The organism is Pacificoceanicola onchidii (assembly GCF_004804335.1).
Lineage (GTDB): Bacteria > Pseudomonadota > Alphaproteobacteria > Rhodobacterales > Rhodobacteraceae > Pacificoceanicola > Pacificoceanicola onchidii.
On sequence record NZ_SRXY01000009.1, the window covers coordinates 47,776 to 67,241 of the forward strand.

Consider the following 19,466-nt stretch of genomic DNA (forward strand, 5'->3'; position numbering starts at 1 on the left):
CATGTTGAACAATCCGATCAAACGCGGGGCGGTCGCTTTGCTGTCTCTTGGGGCGGCGGCGGGGCTTTGCTGGGGTGTGTGGAGCTATGGCTATGGCCAGGCTCTGAGCCAGGTGGCCGGGCGGGCGGAATCCGATCTGGCGCTGGCTTCGGATCGGCTGGTGACAGAGCTGCAACGCTACCAGATGGCAGCGGTTCTGATGTCCGGGCATCCGGGCCTCGCGGCGCTGCACACCGGAGGCGACCGGGCGCGGGCGGACCGCCTGTTGCTGGAGACAACGGACAAGACCGGGGCGCTGACGGCGATCTATCTCGACACGGATGGCGTTGTGCTGGCTTCGGCCTTTGGCGAAGCGCCGGCGGGACTTGCGCAAAGCCGCTATTTCGAGCGCGCGCTGCATGGCGCGCTTGGCAGCGCCTACGGCTGGGATCTCGGGTTTGGCCAGCGGACCTACGTCTATGCCGCGCCATCTTTTGCCACCGATGGCAGCGTGCAGGGTGTGCTGATCGTCGCGGTGGACATCGACGATCTGGAGGAAGACTGGGGCGGCTCCAACCCGGCGGTGTTTTTCCGCGATGGCGACGCGCGGATTTTCCTGACCAACCGCTCCGAATTGCTCGGCTGGCGGCGTACGGAGCGCGGGATGGCCCCACCCGCCGGTCTGCCCCGGCTCATCACCTCGCAGCAGATGTTCGGTGTTGAGATTTGGCAGCAATCGCTGAGCCCTTATGTGCCGACGGTTGCGCTGCACCTCGAAAAGGCGATCCCGGTCATCGACATGACCGGCGAAGTGTTGCTCGACACCGCGCCCGCACGGAGTATCGCCAACCTCCAGGCGGCGGCGGCGGCGGCGCTTTGCCTGTTTTTCGGCGCGCTTTTGTCCTGGGCGACGGCGCGGCGGCGGGCTCTGGCGGAGGCGAACGTGGAACTGGAGGCGCGCGTGCATGCGCGCACAGAAGACCTGACCGAAGCCAACACACAGCTGCGCCGCGAGGTCTCGGAACGGCTTGAGGCGGAAGCGGCCCTGAAACGGGCGCAGGACGAGCTGGTGCAGGCGGGCAAGCTCAGCGCGCTGGGGCAGATGTCGGCGGGGATCAGCCACGAGTTGAACCAGCCCTTGATGGCGATCCAGCAGTATGCGGAGAACGGCGAGGCGTTTCTTGCTCGGGGCAAGCCCGAAAAGGCCGGGGCCAATCTTGGCCGGATCGGCGATTTGGCCGGGCGCGCGGCGCGGATCATCAAGAACCTGCGCGCCTTTGCCCGCAATGAGAGCGAACCGATGGGACGCGTTGACCTGATCGCGGTGATCGACACGGCGGTAGAGCTGACCGAAGCGCGGTTGCGCGGCGATGGGGTGACGCTCGATTGGCAAAGGCCGGAAGGGCCGGTCTATGCGCTTGGCGGCGAGGTGCGGCTGGGGCAGGTGTTTGTCAATCTGATCAACAATGCCGCCGATGCCATGGCCGGGCAGCCGGACAAGCAGATCGTGATCCGGCTGGATGCGGACGCAGAGCTGCGCGTTCTGGTGCAGGACAGCGGACCGGGGATCGCCGATCCCGAAAAGGTCTTTGAGCCGTTTTACTCGACCAAGGAAGTGGGCGGCGGCATGGGGCTGGGCCTGTCCATTTCCTATGGTTTGGTGCAAAGCTTCGGCGGCAACATCCGCGGCACCAACACGGAACACGGGGCGTTGTTTACCGTGGAACTGGAGTATTGGCGCGAGGAGGCCGCCGCATGAGAATGACGCACGACGCTCGTCCGCAAAGCGAACATCGCCCCGCCCGCCATCCCGCCAAGGGAGGTGCATCATGACCCGGCGGGTGCTCGTGGTGGACGATGATGCAGAGGTGCGCGAGGCGCTGGGGCAGACCTTGGATCTGGCGGATTTCGATGCGTTGACTGCAGGGTCTTTTGTCGAGGCGAAGGATCATATCACCGATGGGTTTGACGGGGTGATCCTGTCCGATGTGCGGATGCCCGGACGCGACGGCTTTCACCTTCTGGGCTATGCGCAGGAGCAGGATGCGGATCTGCCGGTGATCCTCCTAACCGGGGAAGGTGATATCCCGATGGCGGTGCGCGCCATGGGGGAAGGGGCCTTTGGCTTTCTCGAAAAACCCTGTTCTGCGGCGGAGTTGACCGCGATCATCACCCGCGCCATGGCGGCGCGTGCGCTTGTGCTCGAAGACCGCGCCTTGCGCGTGGCCCGGGAACGGGGCGATCCGGCGGCGCGGATGCTGTTCGGGGCCTCGGCGGCGTCCGAAGACATGCGCGCCCGCGTGCGCGCCGCCGCCCGCGCCGGGACCGATGTTCTGATCGGCGGCGGTCCGGGTTCCGGCGTGTCCAAGGTGGCCGAGGTCATCCATCTGAGCAGCGCCCGGGCCAAGGCGCCGTTCGAAAAACGCGCGGCCTCGGGGCTGACACGCGACGGGCTGGCGCAGGTCTGGCAGGCCAGCCAGGGCGGCACGCTCTTTCTCGATGAGATCGGCGGGGCGTCTGACGATGTGCAACTGGCGCTTCTGGATCTGATGGAGCAGGGCGGGGCTGTGCTGATTGGTGGCTCTACCGAGGATTTGGCCGGGCGTGTGGCAGCGGGCAGTTTTAGCGCGGATCTCTATTACCGGCTCGAAGTGTGCCGGGTGCGTATTCCGATGCTGGATGAGCGCCCCGAGGATATCCCGGTTCTGTTCAATCACTACGTCTCTCAGGCGGCGGAACAGGCGGGCATTGAACCGCCGCTTGTGACCCCCGATCACATGGCCGGTCTCATGGCACAGCGCTGGCCAGGCAACGCCCGCTCGCTCATGTCCGCAGCCATGCGCTTTGTGCTGGGCATGCCGGAGGATCTGTCGAAGACGCGCGATCTGGGGCTGGCCGAACAGATGGCGCAGGTCGAAAAGATGCTGCTGGCCTCGGCGCTGGGGCGGCACAATGGCAAGGCCTCGGAAGCCGCCAAGGCGCTGAAGCTGCCGCGCAAGACCTTCTATGACAAGCTGGCGAAATACGATCTCAAGCCCGAGGCGTTCCGGCGCGAGGGGTAGCGCTCTAATAGTGGTGCAGCCAGCAGGTCTCGACAAAGCGCTCCATCCCATCCGGGATATGCGGCACGGACCAGTCCGGCCCGGCAAAATCCGCCAGCGCCGCACGGCTCTCCCAGACGGAAATCATCGCGTATTCATCGGGGGCCTGCGGTGTTGCCTCGCCGAGGATCACCTGAACACAGCCCGGCGCGGTCTCGACAGAGGCGCGGGCGACGGTCCGGAACAGCGGTTCGAACTCGGCACGGAGCGCGGGTTTGATCTGAACACGGTAAACGCGGGTGAACACGGGTAGCCTCCGTTTCGAACTTCAAGGCCCGCAAAGCTTGCCCGATCTGGCGTAGAAGTTTCAACAGTGAGTCGAAGCTGTGCGGATTTCCGCACAAGTCCAGTCGGGCGTTGTGCGGGATTTCGCACAGAGGCCGCACGCAAAAAACTCTGAACAGAAAGAAAACAGGCGTAACCTGCTGAAAAAAAGAACATTCAAGAGGGTGTTTGCAAAATATTTGGAGCGGCCTTGCACGATTTGGCGGCTCACGGTCTTGTGACGGTACGGGTGCCCGAGGAGGGGTGCCACGACACACAAACATGTATTCCCGGGAGGATACTCATGAAAAAGTTTCTCATGTCCGCGGCGGTTGCCGCGCTGACCATGACCGGCGCAACCGGTGCTATGGCGGCCTGTGACGATGGCGAGATCGTCATCAAGCTCAGCCACGTGACCAACACCGACCGCCACCCGAAGGGCATCGCGGCTTCGCTTCTGCAGGAGCGCGTGAACGAAGAGATGAATGGCAAGGCTTGCATGGAAGTCTTCCCGAACTCCACGCTCTACAACGATGACCAGGTCCTCGAAGCGATGCTGAACGGCGACGTGCAGATGGCCGCGCCGTCGCTGTCGAAGTTCGAGCAGTTCACCAAGCAGTTCCGCATCTTCGACCTGCCGTTCATGTTCAAGAACATCGAAGCGGTTGACGCCTTCCAGAACTCTGACACCGGTCAGGCGATGAAGGAATCCATGGTGCGCCGCGGCCTGCTTGGCCTCGCGTTCTGGCACAACGGCATGAAGCAGATGTCTGCCAACAAGGCGCTGAACCTGCCGTCCGATGCAGCGGGCCTGAAGTTCCGCGTGCAGAACTCCGAAGTGCTCAAGGCGCAGATGGCGGCTCTGGGTGGCTCTCCGCAGCCGATGGCCTTCTCCGAAGTCTACGGCGCGCTGCAGACCGGCGTTGTGGACGGTCAGGAAAACACCTGGTCCAACATCTACGGCAAGAAGTTCTTCGAGGTGCAGGACGGGATCACCGAAACCAACCACGGCATTATCGACTACATGCTCGTGACCTCCGCTGACTGGTGGGACAGCCTTGACGCCGACGTGCGTGACCAGCTGGCGGCCATTGTCGCGGACGTGACTGCGGTTCGCAACGCCGAGAGCTACAAGGTGAACCAGGAAGCCAAGGCCGCGATCATCGACGCTGGCGGCATGGTGCGTGAGCTGAACGCAGAGCAGCGCGCAGCCTGGGTTGAAGCCATGAAGCCGGTCTGGGGCCAGTTCGTGGGTGACGTCGGTCAGGAAAACATCGACGCCGCACAGGGCATCAACGCCAACTTCTGATCCGCCTGGATCACAGGTCCGCCCCCGCCGGGGCGGACCACCCGCGGCAACAGCGCCGCGCAAAATTCTTCGCAAGAATTTTGCAAAAGTTTTTCGAAAACTTTTGTCCGCACTGACCGGCCGGGGATGCTCCGGAGCCTGTCGTTCGGCATAACTCGGGGGAAGGGACATGTCATCTCATCACCATAAAGAGAGTATGATCGGGGCCTTCGTCTCCGAGCTTGAGGAAACCTTCATCGCCCTGATCCTTGGCGCGATGACTCTCATCACTTTTGTCAACGTCGTCCTGCGCTACGGCTTCAACTCGGGCCTGATCTGGGGGCTGGAAGCCACGTCCTTCCTGTTTGCCTGGCTTGTGCTGTTCGGTGTGAGCTACGCGGTCAAGACCACCGCCAACCTCGGCGTTGATGCGGTCCTGAACGTGGTCTCGCCGCGCGCGCGCCGCATCATGGGTCTGATCGCCGCTGCGGTCTGCGTGATCTACGCCGCGCTCTTGCTGAAAGGCGCGTGGGACTACTGGGCGAATTTCGCCAACCTGCCGCAGACCACCGGGCGCTGGTTCCCGACGGGGTTTGAAGAGATGAAGCGCACCTCCTACCGCTCTTGGTACGAAGTGAACGACATCCCGATCCCGGAGATCCTGCGCTTTATCGAGCCTTTGATGAACTACGGCGACGCTTACGAGAAGATCCCGCGTTTCATCCCCTATTTCATTCTGCCTTTTGGCGCGCTTCTGCTTCTCATCCGGTTCATCCAGGCGACCATTCGCATCTGGACCGGGGTCGATGAGAGCCTGATCGTCAGCCACGAAGCCGAAGACGACGTCGATAACGTCGCACATCTGAACAAGGAGGACTAAGAGAATGGACGTTGTCATCCTCTTTGGTATGGTCATCGGCCTGATGTTGATCGGTGTTCCGATCGCGGTCAGCCTTGGCTTCTCATCCATCGTCTTTTTGCTGGTGCTGTCCGATACCTCGCTCAGCTCTGTTGCACAAAGCTTCTTCCAGGCGATGGCCGGGCACTACACGCTGCTTGCCATTCCTTTCTTCATCCTTGCCTCTTCGTTCATGTCGACGGGCGGTGTGGCGCAGCGGATCATCCGCTTCTCCATCGCCATCGTGGGGCACCTGCCGGGTGGTCTGGCGATTGCGGGTGTCTTTGCCTGTATGCTCTTCGCCGCGCTCTCCGGCTCGTCCCCTGCAACCGTTGTGGCCATCGGCTCCATCGTGATCGCCGGGATGCGCCAGGTGGGGTATTCCAAGGACTTCGCCGCCGGTGTCATCGCCAACGCGGGCACGCTGGGCATCCTGATCCCGCCGTCCATCGTGATGGTGGTCTACGCCTCCGCGACGGATGTCTCTGTGGGCCGCATGTTCCTTGCGGGTGTCATTCCGGGCCTCATGGCCGGGACCATGCTGATGATCACGATCTACGTCATCGCCAAGATGCGCAACCTGCCGAAAGGCGAGTGGCAGGGCTGGGGCGAGGTCGCACAATCGGGGGGTGAGGCTGTCTGGGGCCTTCTGCTGATCGGCATCATCCTTGGGGGCATCTACCTCGGGTTCTTTACCCCGACCGAAGCCGCCGCCGTGGCTGCCGTCTATGCTTTCTTCATTGCGAACTTCATCTATCGCGACATGGGGCCGCTGGCGAACAAGGAGGGTGGGGAGAACCTGTCTCTCTTGCGCAAACCGATCGCGCTGATCACCGTCTTCTTTCACAAGGACACGAAGAACACGCTGTTTGAGGCCGGTAAACTGACCGTCACGTTGATGTTCATCATCGCCAACGCGCTGATCCTCAAGCACGTGCTGACCGATGAGCAGATCCCGCAGCAGATCGCTTCTGCCATGCTGGATGCGGGTTTTGGTCCGATCATGTTCCTGATCATCGTGAACGTGATCCTGCTGATCGGTGGTCAGTTCATGGAACCCTCGGGTCTTCTGGTGATCGTTGCACCGCTGGTCTTCCCGATCGCGCTGCAGCTAGGGATCGACCCGATCCACCTTGGCATCATTATGGTGGTGAACATGGAGATTGGCATGATCACACCGCCGGTTGGTCTCAACCTCTTTGTGACCTCGGGGGTTGCCGGGATGCCGATGATGCGGGTTGTCCGCGCGGCCCTGCCATTCCTCGCCGTGCTCTTCGTCTTCCTGATCATGGTGACCTACATTCCCAAGATCTCGACGGTGCTGCCAAACGCGGTGATGGGACCTCAGGTCCGCTGTACAGGTACATTGCCGTCGGAGCCGCTGGAACTGGCCTACTGCAAGGCGACCATGGGGGCGACCACCGAGTAAGGTCCTGGTGCGACAAACAAGAAAGGCGGCGCTTTGAACAAGCGCCGCCTTTTGTGTTTTCTGCCGATGCCTCCGGCGGGGATATTTGGCAGAGAAGAAGCCGGGAGCGGGGTTATTCAGCGCTGGCGTTGAGCGCGTCGATGATGGGCACGAAATCCGTGGCCTTGAGGGACGCGCCGCCGACCAGCGCGCCGTCGACGTTGGAGACGGCGAAGATCTCGGCCGCATTGGAGGGTTTGACGGAGCCGCCGTAGAGGATGCGCACCGAGCGGCCGACACCTTCGCCGAAGCGGCGCTCGAGGCGGGCGCGGATGAAATCGTGCACGTCGCCGATCTGGTCCGTTGTCGGGACCTTGCCGGTGCCGATGGCCCAGATCGGCTCATAGGCGACGACGAGGTTGTGGCCGGTGGCCCCATCCGGGATCGAGCCGGCCAGTTGTCCGCCGATGATGTCGAGCGTGTTCTGTGCCTCACGTTGGGCGAGGCTCTCGCCGCAGCAGAGCACCGCAACCAGACCCGCATCCCAGGCCGCGCGGCATTTTGCGCGCACGTCTTCGTCGCTTTCACCGTGATCTTCGCGGCGTTCGGAGTGGCCGAGGATGACATGGCTTGCGCCTGCGTCTTTGAGCATGTCTGCGGCAATATCGCCTGTATGCGCGCCCTTGGCCTCTGCGTGGCAATCCTGCCCGCCGATCATCACGCCGTCTGCCTTGGTGGCGGCTTCCGCGACCAAAGTGGCGGGCGGGCAGATCAGCACTTCTGCGGCGCCCCCTGCGGCCTCGGCCATGGCGCCGAGTTCGTCCAAGGCGGCCCGTGTTCCGTTCATTTTCCAGTTGCCTGCGGCGAGTTTGCTGCGCATCGAGGTCTCCAAATTGACTTTGCGCCATCATCGCGGGGCAGCGCGCGGCGTCAAGGGCGCTTGCGCCAGAGGCTGCGAGATGACATGGGAAAGGCGATTGAGAGGGAGGGGTAGCCATGATCCCGAGGTTGGACGCGCAAAAGATCGAAAACAGAGACCCGGAGACGCTGGCGGCCCTGCGTCGCGGTGCCGAGGAGATCGGCTTTCTGACCGTGCACAACACGGCCATTGGTGCGGCGCGCATGCGCTTTGTGCTGGCGGCTTATCGGGCCTTTTTCGCACTGTCGACCGAGGAAAAGGCACAAGTGGACATGGCACGCACCGGATCGAACCGGGGCTGGGGGGCGTCCGGATCCGAGCAGGTCGATCCCGAGGCCAATCCCGATTACAAGCAGGTCTTTGACTGCGGGTTCGAAGCGCCTGAGACCGGGCTGTCGGTCTACGCTTCCAACCTTTGGCCCGCCGCACCCGCGGGTTTTTGCGAGGTGGTCGAGGCCTATTATGCCGATGCGCGCACCGTGGCCATGACGCTTCTGCGCGGCATCGCCGAGGCGATCGGCGAAGACCGCGATTACTTTGATAACAAGTTCGACCGGCCCATGGCGCTTTTGCGGGGCAATTATTACCCGCCGCGCCCGGATTGGGCCGGAGAGAAGGATTTCGGCATCGCGGCCCACACCGATTACGGCTGCCTGACCTTGCTTGGCACCGACGGTGTGCCGGGGCTTGAGGTGCAGGGCCGGGATGGCAACTGGATATCTGTTGAGGCGCGCCCCGGCGATTTTGTGATCAACTTCGGTGAGATGCTGGAGATGTGGACGGAAGGCCGCGTCAAGGCCACGCTGCACCGGGTGAAGGGCACCGCCGAAGAGCGCATTTCCGTGCCGCTGTTCTTCAACCCGAACCATGAGACCAATGTTGCGCCGAAAGGGTCGGATGAGATCATCCGCGCCGGGGAGCACATGGAGAAACGGTTCAAGGAAACCTATCTGCATTTGCAGAAGGCCGGGTGATCCGTCCTGACAGGAACTGACAGCAGGGCGGTGTAGATCCGGGCGTGAGACACAGCTTACAAGGATACTGCACATGCTCACCCTCTATTACGCCCCGCAAAGCCGCGCGACGCGGATTGTTCAATTGATCGAAGCGCTTGGCGTGCGCGACAAGGTCGACATTCGCCAGGTTTCGGTTGTCCGGGCGGACGGCTCCGGCGGGCGCGACCCGGCGAACCCGCATCCCGATGGCAAGGTGCCGCTTCTGGAGCATGACGGGCAGGCGATCCGCGAAAGCAACGCGATCATGATCCATCTGACCACGCTGTTCCCCGAAGCGGGGCTCGCGCCTGCGCCGGGCACGCCGGAGCATGGGGCCTATCTTGGATGGATGACGTGGTACGGCAACGTGGTGGAGCCGGTTCTGGTGGCCAAGCTGTCGGGGATCGAGCACCCGGCGATTCAGTCTAATTTCCGGGGTTGGGACGAAGTGATGGCAGAGCTGGAGACGGCTCTGGCGTCCGGGGACTACCTGATGGGCGCGCGGTTCACGGCGGTGGATATTCTCGTCGGATCGATCTTTGCCTGGGTGCCGGGGCTGGCTCCGGACAGTGCTGCGATCACCGGATGGATTGCGCGGTGTCAGGCGCATCCGTCTTTCGCGGCTGTTGGCGCGTTTGAGGCCGAGGCTATGGCCGAGGTGTGATCCTACAGGTGGCGCAAAGCCTCGCGGGCGAGCGCCACCGCTTCTTCGGGATCATCGAGCGCCGCGCCGGGCAGGGACCAATAGGGCATGGCCGCGCCGGAGCCGTCCTTGCGCGTGTAACGCCAGCGCGCGCAGCCCATCTCTTCCAGCCGGTCGATGAAATCCCCGGCGCCCTTGATCAGGATATCCCCTTCGGCCAGCATCACGGCAAAGATCGTGCCGCCGTGGTATATCCCCAGCCCGCCAAACATTTTCCGGGTGCTGATCTCTCCAAGACCGGCGAAAAGATCGCGGGCAAAGGCGATCTCTTCGTCCGAGAGGCTCACTGTTCGCGCTCGGCAGACAGCTCTTCCACGTCCTTGAATTTGATCGACTCGCCGCAGCCACAGGCATCTGTCACGTTCGGATTGCGGAACTTGAAGGCGGATTCCAGCAGGCTGGTCTCGTAGTCGATTTCCGTGCCAAACAGGAACATCTGCGCCATTGGGGCAATCATCACCCGCGCGCCGTCCTGTTCGACCACCTCGTCGTTCGGATCAGCAGAATCGACATAATCCATGGTGTATTCCATGCCCGCGCAGCCGCCTTTCTTGATGCCGATGCGCAGGCCATGGCGGCCGTCACGATCCATCAGTTTGCGAATCTGTTTCACGGCGGGGGGTGTTATTGTGACCGCCTGTTTGCCGGGAATGCTGAACATGGGATACCTCTTTTGCTCTACAGCCTATCTAGGACGCCTGTGCGGCAATCTCAAGAAGGGCCTGCGTGCCATAGGCCATCACCAGCGCCCAGGAAAAGGATGCCAGCGTGCCAATGATGACATATTCGCTGGCCTTTTGTCCCTGTGACGCGGTGTCAAAGCGCAGAACGGATTTGGCGGCGATCAGAAAACCGATGCCCGCAGGCTCGCCGATCATCACCAGCACGAAGATGATGAACCGCTCCAGCTGGCCGATCAGGCGGCCCGCGTCGGGCAGGCTGTCGTCGCTGATCTCGCCCTGGTAGCGGGCGGTCAAAAGGCCCACCGCCATGCCGCCCGCGATCACAGTCAGGATCAGGCCGGAGGCGAGCAGGGCAGGGGCGACCAGATGGACAGCATCGTTGTCCCACCAGCCCAGCGCCATGGCGCCGGGCCAGAGCAGCGCGGCGGCCAGAAGGCTGACCAGATGCGCCGCCTGATCCAAGAGAAACGGTGCCAGCCCGTCGCCCTGTCCGGTGGCGCGCCAGATCACCTTGATCATGTCGATGACGAAATGCGCCGCCGCTACCATGGCCGCCACCTGCCAGACCCCGCCCAGCGCGAGCGTTGACAAGGCAAAGACGATCAGAACATGCAGGCCGAGCACAAGCACATTGCCCTTGTGCGCCACCATCTTCTTGGTTTGAAACAGAAAATCCGCCAGAACATGGGCGAGCAGCAAAGCCGTAAAGACCTGAAGCGCCGGAGCGCTGAGCGGTGGAACAAGGTCCATCAAGGTCATGCGCGGCGCTCCCAGGTCTCCTGTATCTGGCTCTCATAAGCCTCGATGGCCTCCAGAATGGCCTTTGCCCCGGCCTTCGACAACCGGATTTGCACGGCCTGACGGCTCACGCCGAACTGCGTGGCGATCTCTTCCTGTGTCGGGCTTTGGTTGCGCAGTGCTTCGAAAAGCGCCGCGGCCTGGGCAGGGGTCCAGTTCTGCGATTGCCAGTCCAGCAATCCGGCGATGGCCTGCAAAGACGGGCCGATCCTGTCAGGGAATGCCAGCCTTTGGTGCCGGTCCATTCCATCCAACACGTCGCCAGCCTCTGTAAAGGCTTCGCCACGCGCCGCGCCAAGATCACGCGATCCGGGAAGCTGTGCTGCGCCAAGGCCCACGCCGATACGGGTCGAGAGGGGCAGGTCCGGGTGTTTGGTCAAGGTTGCGATCAGGCGCAGGGCGGCGCGCAGGGCCATGTCTCCCTCGGGCAGAAAAACCTGCCATCCGTCGCCGCGATAGCGGTCAAAGACAAAGGCATCGGGCGGCAGGGCATAGTCTTCGGCAAACTCGGCGACGGCGCCGTGCAGCACAGTCATGGCGCGGTCCACCATTGCACTGTCTTGCTTGCGCGAGGAAACAAGATCGCCGGTCAGGACCGCTGCGAAAGTGAGATTTGTCCAATCTGCCATGTGCAAGCCGTAAGGCTTGCACCGCGTCAAAGCAAGCCTTTTGACTTGCTAATGATCAAAGCAAGCCCAAAGGCTTGCATAGAGATCACATGAAGCCGAGTTCCAGCCGTGCTTCGTCGGACATCATGTCCATACCCCACGCGGGCTCCCAGGTCAGTTCGACCTCGACGCTTTTGACCCCGGCCACCGGCCCGATCGCGTCCGAAAGCCATCCCGGCATTTCCCCTGCAACCGGGCAGCCCGGCGCGGTCAGGGTCATGATTGCCTTCACCTCGTTCTCGTCATTGATCTCAAGCGTATAGACCAGCCCAAGATCATAGATGTTCACCGGGATTTCAGGGTCGTAAACCGTGCGGCAGGCTTCGACCACCTGGTCGTAAAGCGGATGATCCGTGCTCGACGGCGCAATCAGCGGCGTGCCTTCAATCGGCGGGCTTGCATCGGTCATGGTGGTCCTCTCAGCGTATTCCTGAGTTTTCATATAGGAAAAGCGCAGCCGGGGTAAAGGCCCGGCGTCACGCGACCAATGGTTCCACCTGTTTCAAGGCAGGATCCCGGACGCCGGATTGTCCCGCCCGCCCAGCAGCCTGCCATCCGTTTCAAGTATCACGCAGTAGTTCCGCCCGTTCGCCGTGCCAAACAGCGTATCGTCAAACGGATAGATCCGCCGCCGCACGCGCCCGCAGCCGGGATACAGCTCCCAGAGTTTCAGGCCGATCACCCCGCCGCAGGCATCCAGAAGATAACCCGCGAGAACCCCCGAATGGGTGGTGCCATTGCCCGAAATGCCAAGTCCTTCGCCGCCGTCCCAGCGATCTGACGCGCGGCCCTTGCGATCAAGGAAGGTCGCCACAGGCGTGCCCGGCGGCACCAGGTGATCCGCGGCCCGCACGCCCCGGCGCCAGCCGCCCACGGTGCGCATGGCGTTCACCGCAACTTTCGGCAAAACCACGCATTCGTCGCAGTTCCAATAGCGGTAATGCGCGTTGAGCCAGTCTTCCAGCGCTGCATCGAACCGGCTCACGCAGACCCCGGACGGGGCCATCGGCGGACGTTCGAGGATCAAACCGCCGTCCATCACCTCAGGCCTCCGTGCTCTGCGCACCAGGGGCGCGCAGACTGTTTGTCAGCGCGTCGATGCGCGACAGGTAGTGTTCCAGCGGCGTGATCTGTTCCGCCTCCAGATCCGGATGGGTGTCCAGATAGGCCCGACCGTCAAAATAGGCGGACGGGCTGCGGCCTTCGCTCCAGCCGATCTGCATATAATGGACAAGCGGGTCGACACCGCTTGCGGCCACGTCCTCATAGGTTCTGCGATACCAGCCCGGATCAAACAGACCGGAGGCTTCGATCCGCGCCCGCCGCGCCGCGTCCGAGCGGGCGGATTGGGACAGTTGCGCCTTGGCCACCGGCTCGATGGCATCGGGCAGCGGTCCCGGCGGCACGTCTTGCGCCTTCAGCCGGGCATTCTCGGCCCGCAGCTTGTCCAACTCGTTTTGCGCCGTGGCGGTCTGTGCCCAAAGCCCATCCGCTTCCCGCGCCATCCATTCGAGGTAACTGGCGAACGCAGCCTGGCTGCCCGCATCATACGGCGCTTGCACCGCTTCTTCATAAAGCCGCTCGAGCCGGTCAATCGCCCGCTCCAGCGTGAAGTCCTGCCGCACCTGCTGCGTGACGGCTGCGATATCCTCTGGATCCCAGCTTTGCAGCTGCTGCGCCATCCATGCGCTGTCAAACCGATCCGCCCCGGTGAAATAGCGCGGGCTGTAGTTCGAGGCCGCCCATGTCTCGAGGCTGTCTTCGGTGATTCGCGCCCCGGCAAGCTGCGGCACGATGGGAATCACGGCGCAGCCGCTCGCCATGGCCTCCAGCGCAGAGCGCCCGACGGCAAAGGCAATGTCGTAATCGGGCAGGAAATACTCCGGGCGCGGGCGCGGATTGCCATAGGCATAGCCAACCTTGTCGAGCGCAAGCCCATTGTCCGCACAGGCCTGTTCCAGCATCTCAAGCTCATGCGGATAAAACCCGCTTTGCCCGAACAGCACGGCCCGGCCTGGTGTTTTTGCCACCTCGCGCACATGCGAATAGCGCTCCGTATCGACAAAGTTCGGCAGGCTGCGCACGCGGTCCTCGGCAATGCCAAACTCCGCCCGAAGACGCGGGGCCATGCGGTCTGAGGTCACCACGTAGCGTTTGATCCGGGGGTGATCGGGCACCCGCTCCACCCAAGGGCGCGTGCCGTGCCAGAGATGAATGGCGGGGGTGTGCTCGAACCGGGCGAGGGCGGCCATCAACGGCAAATGGTGATGACCGTGAATGACTTCGGGCACAAAGGGCAGATCGCTCAGCCGATCACAGACCGAGATGCCGCTTGGGGTGATCAGATTGGCGATTTTGCCGGGCAGGGGGCAGAAGATCTCCACCTCATGGCCACGGGCTTTGAGCGCACGGGCGATTTCCGCCGTGTACATTTCCGTTCCGCTATAGGTCTCCAGCGCCCTCTGTGTGATCAGAATTCTTTTGCGCCGCGCCTGAAATGACTGCCCCAAGTCCTGCCCCAGAATGCGCTGCCCCTCCTTTACCTTTGGTTAATATTGGTAAATCCGGCATTGCCTTGCGTCAAGCGTACGGGCGCTTATTCAACCTGCCGAAGCAGGCCGGAGCCTGCTTATCAACCTGCGCGGCGGAAACGGCGCGATTGCCAGAGCGGCCAGCCCATCATCTGGCTGACCGTGGCGAACTTGAGCCCGCGCCCGGACAGCCCGTCCAGCGTTTGCGGCATGGCCTTGACTGTGCCGCTTTGGATGTCGTGGCTGAGGATGATCGCGCCGGGTTTAGAGCCTTTGAGGATGCGCTTGGCGACCACGGAGGCGCCGGGACGGCGCCAGTCCTGCGGATCGACGGACCACAGAATCGTTGGCAGGTTGCGCGCCTCGTACAACATCAGCCGCTGGCGCTTGGTAAATGAGCCATAGGGCGGCCGGAAGGTGACGGGCGGGCGGCCCGTAACCTTGAAGATCGCATCAGAGGTGCGGTCGATCTCGCTCAGGACTTTCTTGTCCGAATACCTGGCGAGATTCGGGTGGGTCCAGCTATGGTTGCCGATCTCATGCCCTTCATCCGCAATGCGGCGCACGATGTCAGGCCATGTAACAACGCGATTCCCGATCAGGTAAAACGTGGCGCGCAGGCCGCGGGCCTTGAGCATGTCGAGCAGAATCGGCGTGAGTTTTGGATGCGGGCCATCGTCGAACGTCATGCCAACAACGGGCGAGGGCGTGCGCACGGCCATCACCGTAGCCGCGTCGCGCTGTGCGACGTCTTTTGGCAGGGCTATCACCGGAGCGGCGAGGGCTTCGAAAGGATGCGTACAGGCAAGCGCAGCACCGCTGGCGGACAAAAACGTCCGTCGGTTCAGTTCAAACATATGGGCCACCCCCGTGGCAGGATTTACAGTACAGCAGACCGAAGCATGAAGGCGCAGCAGGGGCTTGATGCGCAAGGAAAATTTTCGGCAAGTGCCGCCGGATCGCGCAATGCGTGTCTCGCCGGACACGCCAATAGAAAGCCGCGGTTCATTTTCCTCACTTTTCGTCTTGGAAAGCGCTTGACGCGCCAAAGCCCCGCACATAAAAGGCCCCTCACACCGAGGCGCTCAGCTTCGGCGGCAGTGAGCGGTTGTAGCTCAGATGGTTAGAGTACCGGCCTGTCACGCCGGGGGTCGCGGGTTCGAGCCCCGTCAACCGCGCCACCACTGCCCCGAAACGAAGCGCCGAAGGAAATGCGCGGTTGTAGCTCAGATGGTTAGAGTACCGGCCTGTCACGCCGGGGGTCGCGGGTTCGAGCCCCGTCAACCGCGCCACTTCCTCCCCCTCCCGAAAAGAACAACACGGTCAGGGCATGTGGATGTGGCCCGCCGCGCGCGGGTCTGCACATGAACTAACGAAAATTTGCGGTGTTAAACGCAACCTTTCGTTCAGAATTCCGCTATGCTGTCACACAGCAGTGAGGAATTCCTGACTGCCTGTCCCTGTCCGGATCGGATACACCGCTCCAACACGACAAAACGCCCCAATCCCGGGACAAGGGAAGGGGCGCAGCAGTTTGGGACAAAAAGATGTGCTGGTCCGGAAAGTTACCGTCCCCAGGTGCGCACCGGGCCGCAGTCCATGTGAACGAAGTTGGACTTCGTATAGCGGCCAACGCCGCCGCCGTTGCAGGATTGGGCCGCACGGGCCATCTGACTGACGGAGCGCGAGGAAAGCCGCAGGTCCGCCGCTTGCCCACGCAGGTGACGCGAGTTTTTCGCGACGCCGCCGGAACGCGAGCGAAGCATCGCGTTGGTTTTCGGGCTGCGGTAGCCGGAAATCAGCATGTACGGCTCGGTCACATCCATCAGGTTGTGCGCCGCCGCAAGAATGTCGATCGTGCGCGTATCGATTTTCTTGACGTCATTGGTGCGCCAGTCGCGCATGAAATAATTCACTTCCTTGATCGCGTCGGCAATGTAATGCCCTTCGATCCAGTAAATCATGTCGATCCGCTCGCCGGTGCGGCCGGAGAACATGCGAATGCGGCGAATGTCGCCGGACCCGCGCAGGAAGCCTGCTGCATTGGAGAAGGTGGGGGCTGCTGCGATGGTGGTGGCCGCAAATGCGCCAAGCACGCCACGCCGCGTAAAGCTGCTGGAAGTCATATCTGCCATTTTGAAAGCGCCTGTCCCGTGGTCGCTGGTTGCTACTGTATGATGCGCATCGTTGTGCGCCCTGCCATCTATCCCCAGATGCACAATCCGTATGACACGAATCGGCGGCTCGAAAAAGGGTGTTTTGGGGCCTTTTCGGGGGATCAAGGGGAAAGTGGCAGATTCCTGCTCAAGCGTTGCCACACTGTGGCGGGAATGCGCCGCGTTGCATTTGAGCTAACGGGATCTAAAGAAGTTTGTGCCTTGTCGGAATTGTGAGTAGACAGCCGCAGGTCACTGATTACTAATGAAAACATAAACGGGCGTGCAGGAACAAGGATTATTTTATGAAACGGGTTTCAGTCTCCTTTGGCCGAACATCGGCGATCGCTCTTCTCGCGGCTGGCGTGATTTTCGCCACGGCGCCGAAGGGGCAGGCGCAGGACAGCTTCTCTTTTCAGGTGACCGCCTACAAACAGGCCGTGGCCGAACGCATCGGCGAAGATGAAAGCGTTGCCGAGTTTTACCGCCTGCGAGGCTTCGAGCCGATCTGGACCGGACCGTCGGACGAGGACAGGGCACGGCGCGCGGCACTGTTTGACGCGCTCTCCATGGCCGCCGATCACGGGCTGCCCGGACGCCGGTACAATGCGGATGCGCTTATGGCGCGCATGGCAACGGTTCAGACCGGACGGGATCGTGGCCAGCTCGAACTGGACCTGACAAACCTCTACCTGCGCTTTGCCCATGATATTTCCACCGGTGCGCTCGACGGCACAAAGGTCAGCCCCGGCATCAAACGCAAGCCGCCGCGCCATGCGTCTGGCAATCTTTTGGCGCGTCTGGTCAAGGAAGATCCGGCGTTTGTGATGCGCGATCTTGCACCGCGCACCGCCGAATACACCCGCCTGATGCGGGCGAAGCTGCGCATGGAGCACCGCATTGCACACGGCGGCTGGGGTCCGGTCGTTCCGACGCAAAGCCTCAAGCCCGGCTCCAGCGGCCCGGCTGTCATTGCCCTGCGCAATCGTCTGACCGCCATGGGCTACCTGCGATCCTCGCTCAGCGGCACCTATGATTCCGCCATGGAAGCCGCCGTCAGCCAGTTCCAGGAAGACCACGGCATCGAGGTGGACGGCGTGGCCGGGGCCACAACCATGCGCGAGGTCAACACCACGCCAGAGGCGCGGCTGAAGTCGATCATCGTCGCCATGGAGCGTGAGCGCTGGCTCAATCGTCCCGAAGGCCGCGGCAAACGTCATGTTCTGGTGAACCTCGTGGATTACCACGCGCAAGTCATCGACGATGACAAGCTGACCTATGAAACCCGCTCGGTGATTGGCCATCAGGCCATGGACCGCCGCACGCCGGAGTTTTCCGACGTGATGACCCACATGGTCATCAACCCGTCCTGGTATGTACCGCGTTCGATCATCGTGAAGGAATACCTTCCGCTGCTGCGCAACAACCCCGGTGCCGTCGGGCACCTGCAGATCGTTGATGCGCGGGGCCGTGTGGTGGGCCGGGGCCGCAGCTTTGCGGGCTACTCCGCCCGCAGCTTCCCGTTCAACATGCGCCAGCCCCCGGGGCCGCGCAACGCGCTGGGTTCGGTGAAGTTCATGTTCCCGAACAAGTACAACATCTACCTGCACGACACGCCATCGCAGCATCTGTTTTCGCGTACCGTGCGGACCTTCAGCCACGGCTGTATCCGTCTCGATGATCCGCATGACTTTGCCTATGCGCTGCTTGGCCCACAGGAAGACGATCCCAAGGGCACCTTCCACCGCATCCTGAACACCGGCGCGGAAACGCGGGTCAATCTGGAGCAGGAAGTGCCGGTGCACCTGATCTATCGCACAGCCTTTACGCAGGCGAAGGGGCAGATGAACTACCGCCCGGACGTCTACAACCGTGATCAGCTGCTTTGGCGTGCGCTGGCGAATGAAGGGGTGGCGCTGCGCACGGGTCGCAGCTAAACCTCGCCCGGTGACACCAAGCCGGGAATGCCTGACATGACATCTTATACAGTGTCTCAAATCGCCGAGGCCCTTGGCCTTGAGGTCTTCGGCGATGGGTCCATCCTGATTTCCGGCGTGGCCGAACCGGCCTCTGCGGCATCAGATGAGCTGGCGCTGGCCATGAAGCCGGAATTTGCCGCCGGGATTGCCGAAGGGCAGGCGCAGGCCGCCATGCTCTGGAATGGCGCGGATTGGCAAAGCTACGGACTCAAAGCCGCGCTCACCGCCCCGCGCCCGCGCTTTGCCATGTCGGGCCTGTCGGCGATGATGGACAAGGGGCAGGGCTATGCCCCCGGCATTCATCCCACCGCTATTATACATGACACCGCCGAGATCGGCGCGGACGTCTCCATCGGCCCCTTTGCCATTGTTGAGGCCGGTGCGCGCATTGGCGCGGGCAGTCATATCGGCCCGCAGTGTTTCGTCGGCTGGGACGCAGTGATCGGCGAAGGCAGTCTGCTGCACACCGGCGTGCGCATCGGCGCGCGGGTGCAGATCGGCGCGCGCTTCATTGCCCATTTCGGAGCCAGCGTCGGCGCGGATGGTTTCTCCTTTGTCACGCCAGAGCCTTCCGGCGTGGAAAAAGCCCGCGCCAGCCTTGGCGAGGAAGGCACCTCTGACGTGCAGCCCTGGGCGCGCATCCACAGCCTTGGCGGCGTCGAGATTGGCGATGACGTCGAACTGGGCGCAAATTCCTGCATTGATCGCGGCACCGTCCGGGCAACCCGCGTCGGCAATGGCGTCAAACTCGATAACCTCGTGCAGATCGGCCACAACGTGGTCATCGGCGATCACACCATGGTCTGCGCGCAGGTCGGCATTGCCGGATCCTCCGTCATCGGCACGGGCGTTGTACTCGGCGGCATGTCCGGGGTGTCCGACAACCTGACCATCGGCGATCGCGCCATCCTGGGCGGGGCGTCTGTTGTGCTCTCCAACGTGCCGGCAGGGCGCGTGGTGCTGGGCTATCCGGCGATGAAAATGGACAGCCACATCGAGAGTTACAAAGGCCTGCGCCGTCTGCCGCGCCTGTTCCGCGACGTCGCGGACCTCAAGAAAGCGGTTTCAAAACTCACCGGGAATGACTAAATCACGG

General features: G+C 62.5%; 20 protein-coding genes and 2 tRNA genes. 11 read left to right on the top strand and 11 right to left on the bottom strand.

The window, feature by feature from the left end; genetic code table 11:
* Window position 1: 1 nt before the first annotated feature.
* Both E4662_RS20605 and E4662_RS20610 read left to right on the top strand, forming a co-directional pair.
* Entirely contained in the window at window positions 2-1,738 is a 1,737-nt protein-coding gene (locus tag E4662_RS20605; RefSeq protein ID WP_136443527.1) for a sensor histidine kinase, read from the top strand.
* A gap of 70 nt (window positions 1,739-1,808) precedes the next feature.
* A complete protein-coding gene (locus E4662_RS20610) occupies window positions 1,809-3,041 on the top strand; it encodes a sigma-54-dependent transcriptional regulator (protein WP_136443528.1) in 1,233 nt (410 codons plus the stop codon).
* Window positions 3,042-3,045: 4 nt separating this feature from the next.
* On the opposite strand, the gene E4662_RS20615 is transcribed toward E4662_RS20610, so the two are convergent.
* Complete coding sequence (locus E4662_RS20615; protein ID WP_136443529.1) at window positions 3,046-3,327, bottom strand: antibiotic biosynthesis monooxygenase family protein; 282 nt, start codon at window positions 3,325-3,327, stop codon at window positions 3,046-3,048.
* A 321-nt stretch (window positions 3,328-3,648) separates the two neighbouring features.
* On the opposite strand from E4662_RS20615, the gene E4662_RS20620 reads away from it, so the two are divergent.
* The 3 genes from E4662_RS20620 (at window position 3,649) to E4662_RS20630 (ending at window position 6,959) form a co-directional block, all read left to right on the top strand.
* Entirely contained in the window at window positions 3,649-4,653 is a 1,005-nt protein-coding gene (locus tag E4662_RS20620; protein WP_206080325.1) for a DctP family TRAP transporter solute-binding subunit, read from the top strand.
* A 169-nt stretch (window positions 4,654-4,822) separates the two neighbouring features.
* Complete coding sequence (locus E4662_RS20625; protein WP_136443530.1) at window positions 4,823-5,512, top strand: TRAP transporter small permease; 690 nt, start codon at window positions 4,823-4,825, stop codon at window positions 5,510-5,512.
* 4 nt (window positions 5,513-5,516) lie between these two features.
* Window positions 5,517-6,959, top strand: coding sequence for a TRAP transporter large permease (locus E4662_RS20630; protein ID WP_136443531.1), 1,443 nt, complete (start codon window positions 5,517-5,519; stop codon window positions 6,957-6,959).
* 112 nt (window positions 6,960-7,071) lie between these two features.
* On the opposite strand, the gene tpiA is transcribed toward E4662_RS20630, so the two are convergent.
* Window positions 7,072-7,818, bottom strand: coding sequence for a triose-phosphate isomerase (gene tpiA / locus E4662_RS20635; RefSeq protein ID WP_136443532.1), 747 nt, complete (start codon window positions 7,816-7,818; stop codon window positions 7,072-7,074).
* 116 nt (window positions 7,819-7,934) lie between these two features.
* On the opposite strand from tpiA, the gene E4662_RS20640 reads away from it, so the two are divergent.
* Complete coding sequence (locus E4662_RS20640) at window positions 7,935-8,831, top strand: isopenicillin N synthase family dioxygenase (protein ID WP_136443533.1); 897 nt, start codon at window positions 7,935-7,937, stop codon at window positions 8,829-8,831.
* A 73-nt stretch (window positions 8,832-8,904) separates the two neighbouring features.
* A complete protein-coding gene (locus tag E4662_RS20645; protein WP_136443534.1) occupies window positions 8,905-9,516 on the top strand; it encodes a glutathione S-transferase family protein in 612 nt (203 codons plus the stop codon).
* 2 nt (window positions 9,517-9,518) lie between these two features.
* Here the strand turns inward: E4662_RS20645 and E4662_RS20650 are convergent, their stop codons facing one another.
* The 8 genes from E4662_RS20650 to E4662_RS20685 form a co-directional block, all read right to left on the bottom strand.
* Window positions 9,519-9,842: a TfoX/Sxy family protein gene (locus E4662_RS20650; protein WP_136443535.1), complete on the bottom strand. Its 324-nt coding sequence runs from the start codon at window positions 9,840-9,842 to the stop codon at window positions 9,519-9,521.
* Window positions 9,839-10,216 (bottom strand): HesB/IscA family protein, encoded by a 378-nt coding sequence (locus tag E4662_RS20655; RefSeq protein ID WP_136443536.1) that lies wholly within the window; start codon window positions 10,214-10,216, stop codon window positions 9,839-9,841. The genes E4662_RS20650 and E4662_RS20655 overlap by 4 nt, the downstream gene beginning before the upstream one ends.
* A gap of 28 nt (window positions 10,217-10,244) precedes the next feature.
* A complete protein-coding gene (locus tag E4662_RS20660) occupies window positions 10,245-10,997 on the bottom strand; it encodes a DUF3307 domain-containing protein (RefSeq protein WP_240705272.1) in 753 nt (250 codons plus the stop codon).
* A complete protein-coding gene (locus tag E4662_RS20665; protein ID WP_136443537.1) occupies window positions 10,994-11,665 on the bottom strand; it encodes a MarR family transcriptional regulator in 672 nt (223 codons plus the stop codon). Before E4662_RS20665 ends, E4662_RS20660 begins: the two co-directional genes overlap by 4 nt.
* A gap of 85 nt (window positions 11,666-11,750) precedes the next feature.
* Window positions 11,751-12,113: an SUF system Fe-S cluster assembly protein gene (locus tag E4662_RS20670; protein WP_136443538.1), complete on the bottom strand. Its 363-nt coding sequence runs from the start codon at window positions 12,111-12,113 to the stop codon at window positions 11,751-11,753.
* Between the two features lie 93 nt (window positions 12,114-12,206).
* Complete coding sequence (locus E4662_RS20675; protein WP_136443539.1) at window positions 12,207-12,743, bottom strand: hypothetical protein; 537 nt, start codon at window positions 12,741-12,743, stop codon at window positions 12,207-12,209.
* Between the two features lie 4 nt (window positions 12,744-12,747).
* Complete coding sequence (locus E4662_RS20680; RefSeq protein ID WP_136443540.1) at window positions 12,748-14,214, bottom strand: glycosyltransferase family 4 protein; 1,467 nt, start codon at window positions 14,212-14,214, stop codon at window positions 12,748-12,750.
* A 122-nt stretch (window positions 14,215-14,336) separates the two neighbouring features.
* A complete protein-coding gene (locus E4662_RS20685) occupies window positions 14,337-15,092 on the bottom strand; it encodes a polysaccharide deacetylase family protein (RefSeq protein WP_136443541.1) in 756 nt (251 codons plus the stop codon).
* A 247-nt stretch (window positions 15,093-15,339) separates the two neighbouring features.
* Here E4662_RS20685 and E4662_RS20690 point away from each other — a divergent pair.
* Together E4662_RS20690 and E4662_RS20695 are read left to right on the top strand one after the other, a co-directional pair.
* Window positions 15,340-15,416 (top strand) — tRNA-Asp (locus E4662_RS20690).
* Window positions 15,417-15,450: 34 nt separating this feature from the next.
* A tRNA-Asp gene (locus E4662_RS20695) sits at window positions 15,451-15,527 on the top strand.
* 273 nt (window positions 15,528-15,800) lie between these two features.
* On the opposite strand, the gene mepK is transcribed toward E4662_RS20695, so the two are convergent.
* The gene (mepK, locus tag E4662_RS20700; RefSeq protein WP_136443542.1) at window positions 15,801-16,370 is read right to left on the bottom strand and encodes a peptidoglycan L,D-endopeptidase MepK; all 570 of its coding nucleotides are present in this window, start codon (window positions 16,368-16,370) and stop codon (window positions 15,801-15,803) included.
* A 326-nt stretch (window positions 16,371-16,696) separates the two neighbouring features.
* Between mepK and E4662_RS20705 the strand changes: the two genes are divergently transcribed.
* Together E4662_RS20705 and lpxD are read left to right on the top strand one after the other, a co-directional pair.
* Entirely contained in the window at window positions 16,697-18,328 is a 1,632-nt protein-coding gene (locus E4662_RS20705) for a L,D-transpeptidase family protein (RefSeq protein ID WP_136443543.1), read from the top strand.
* A 36-nt stretch (window positions 18,329-18,364) separates the two neighbouring features.
* A complete protein-coding gene (gene lpxD, locus E4662_RS20710) occupies window positions 18,365-19,459 on the top strand; it encodes a UDP-3-O-(3-hydroxymyristoyl)glucosamine N-acyltransferase (RefSeq protein ID WP_240705273.1) in 1,095 nt (364 codons plus the stop codon).
* Window positions 19,460-19,466: the final 7 nt, after the last annotated feature.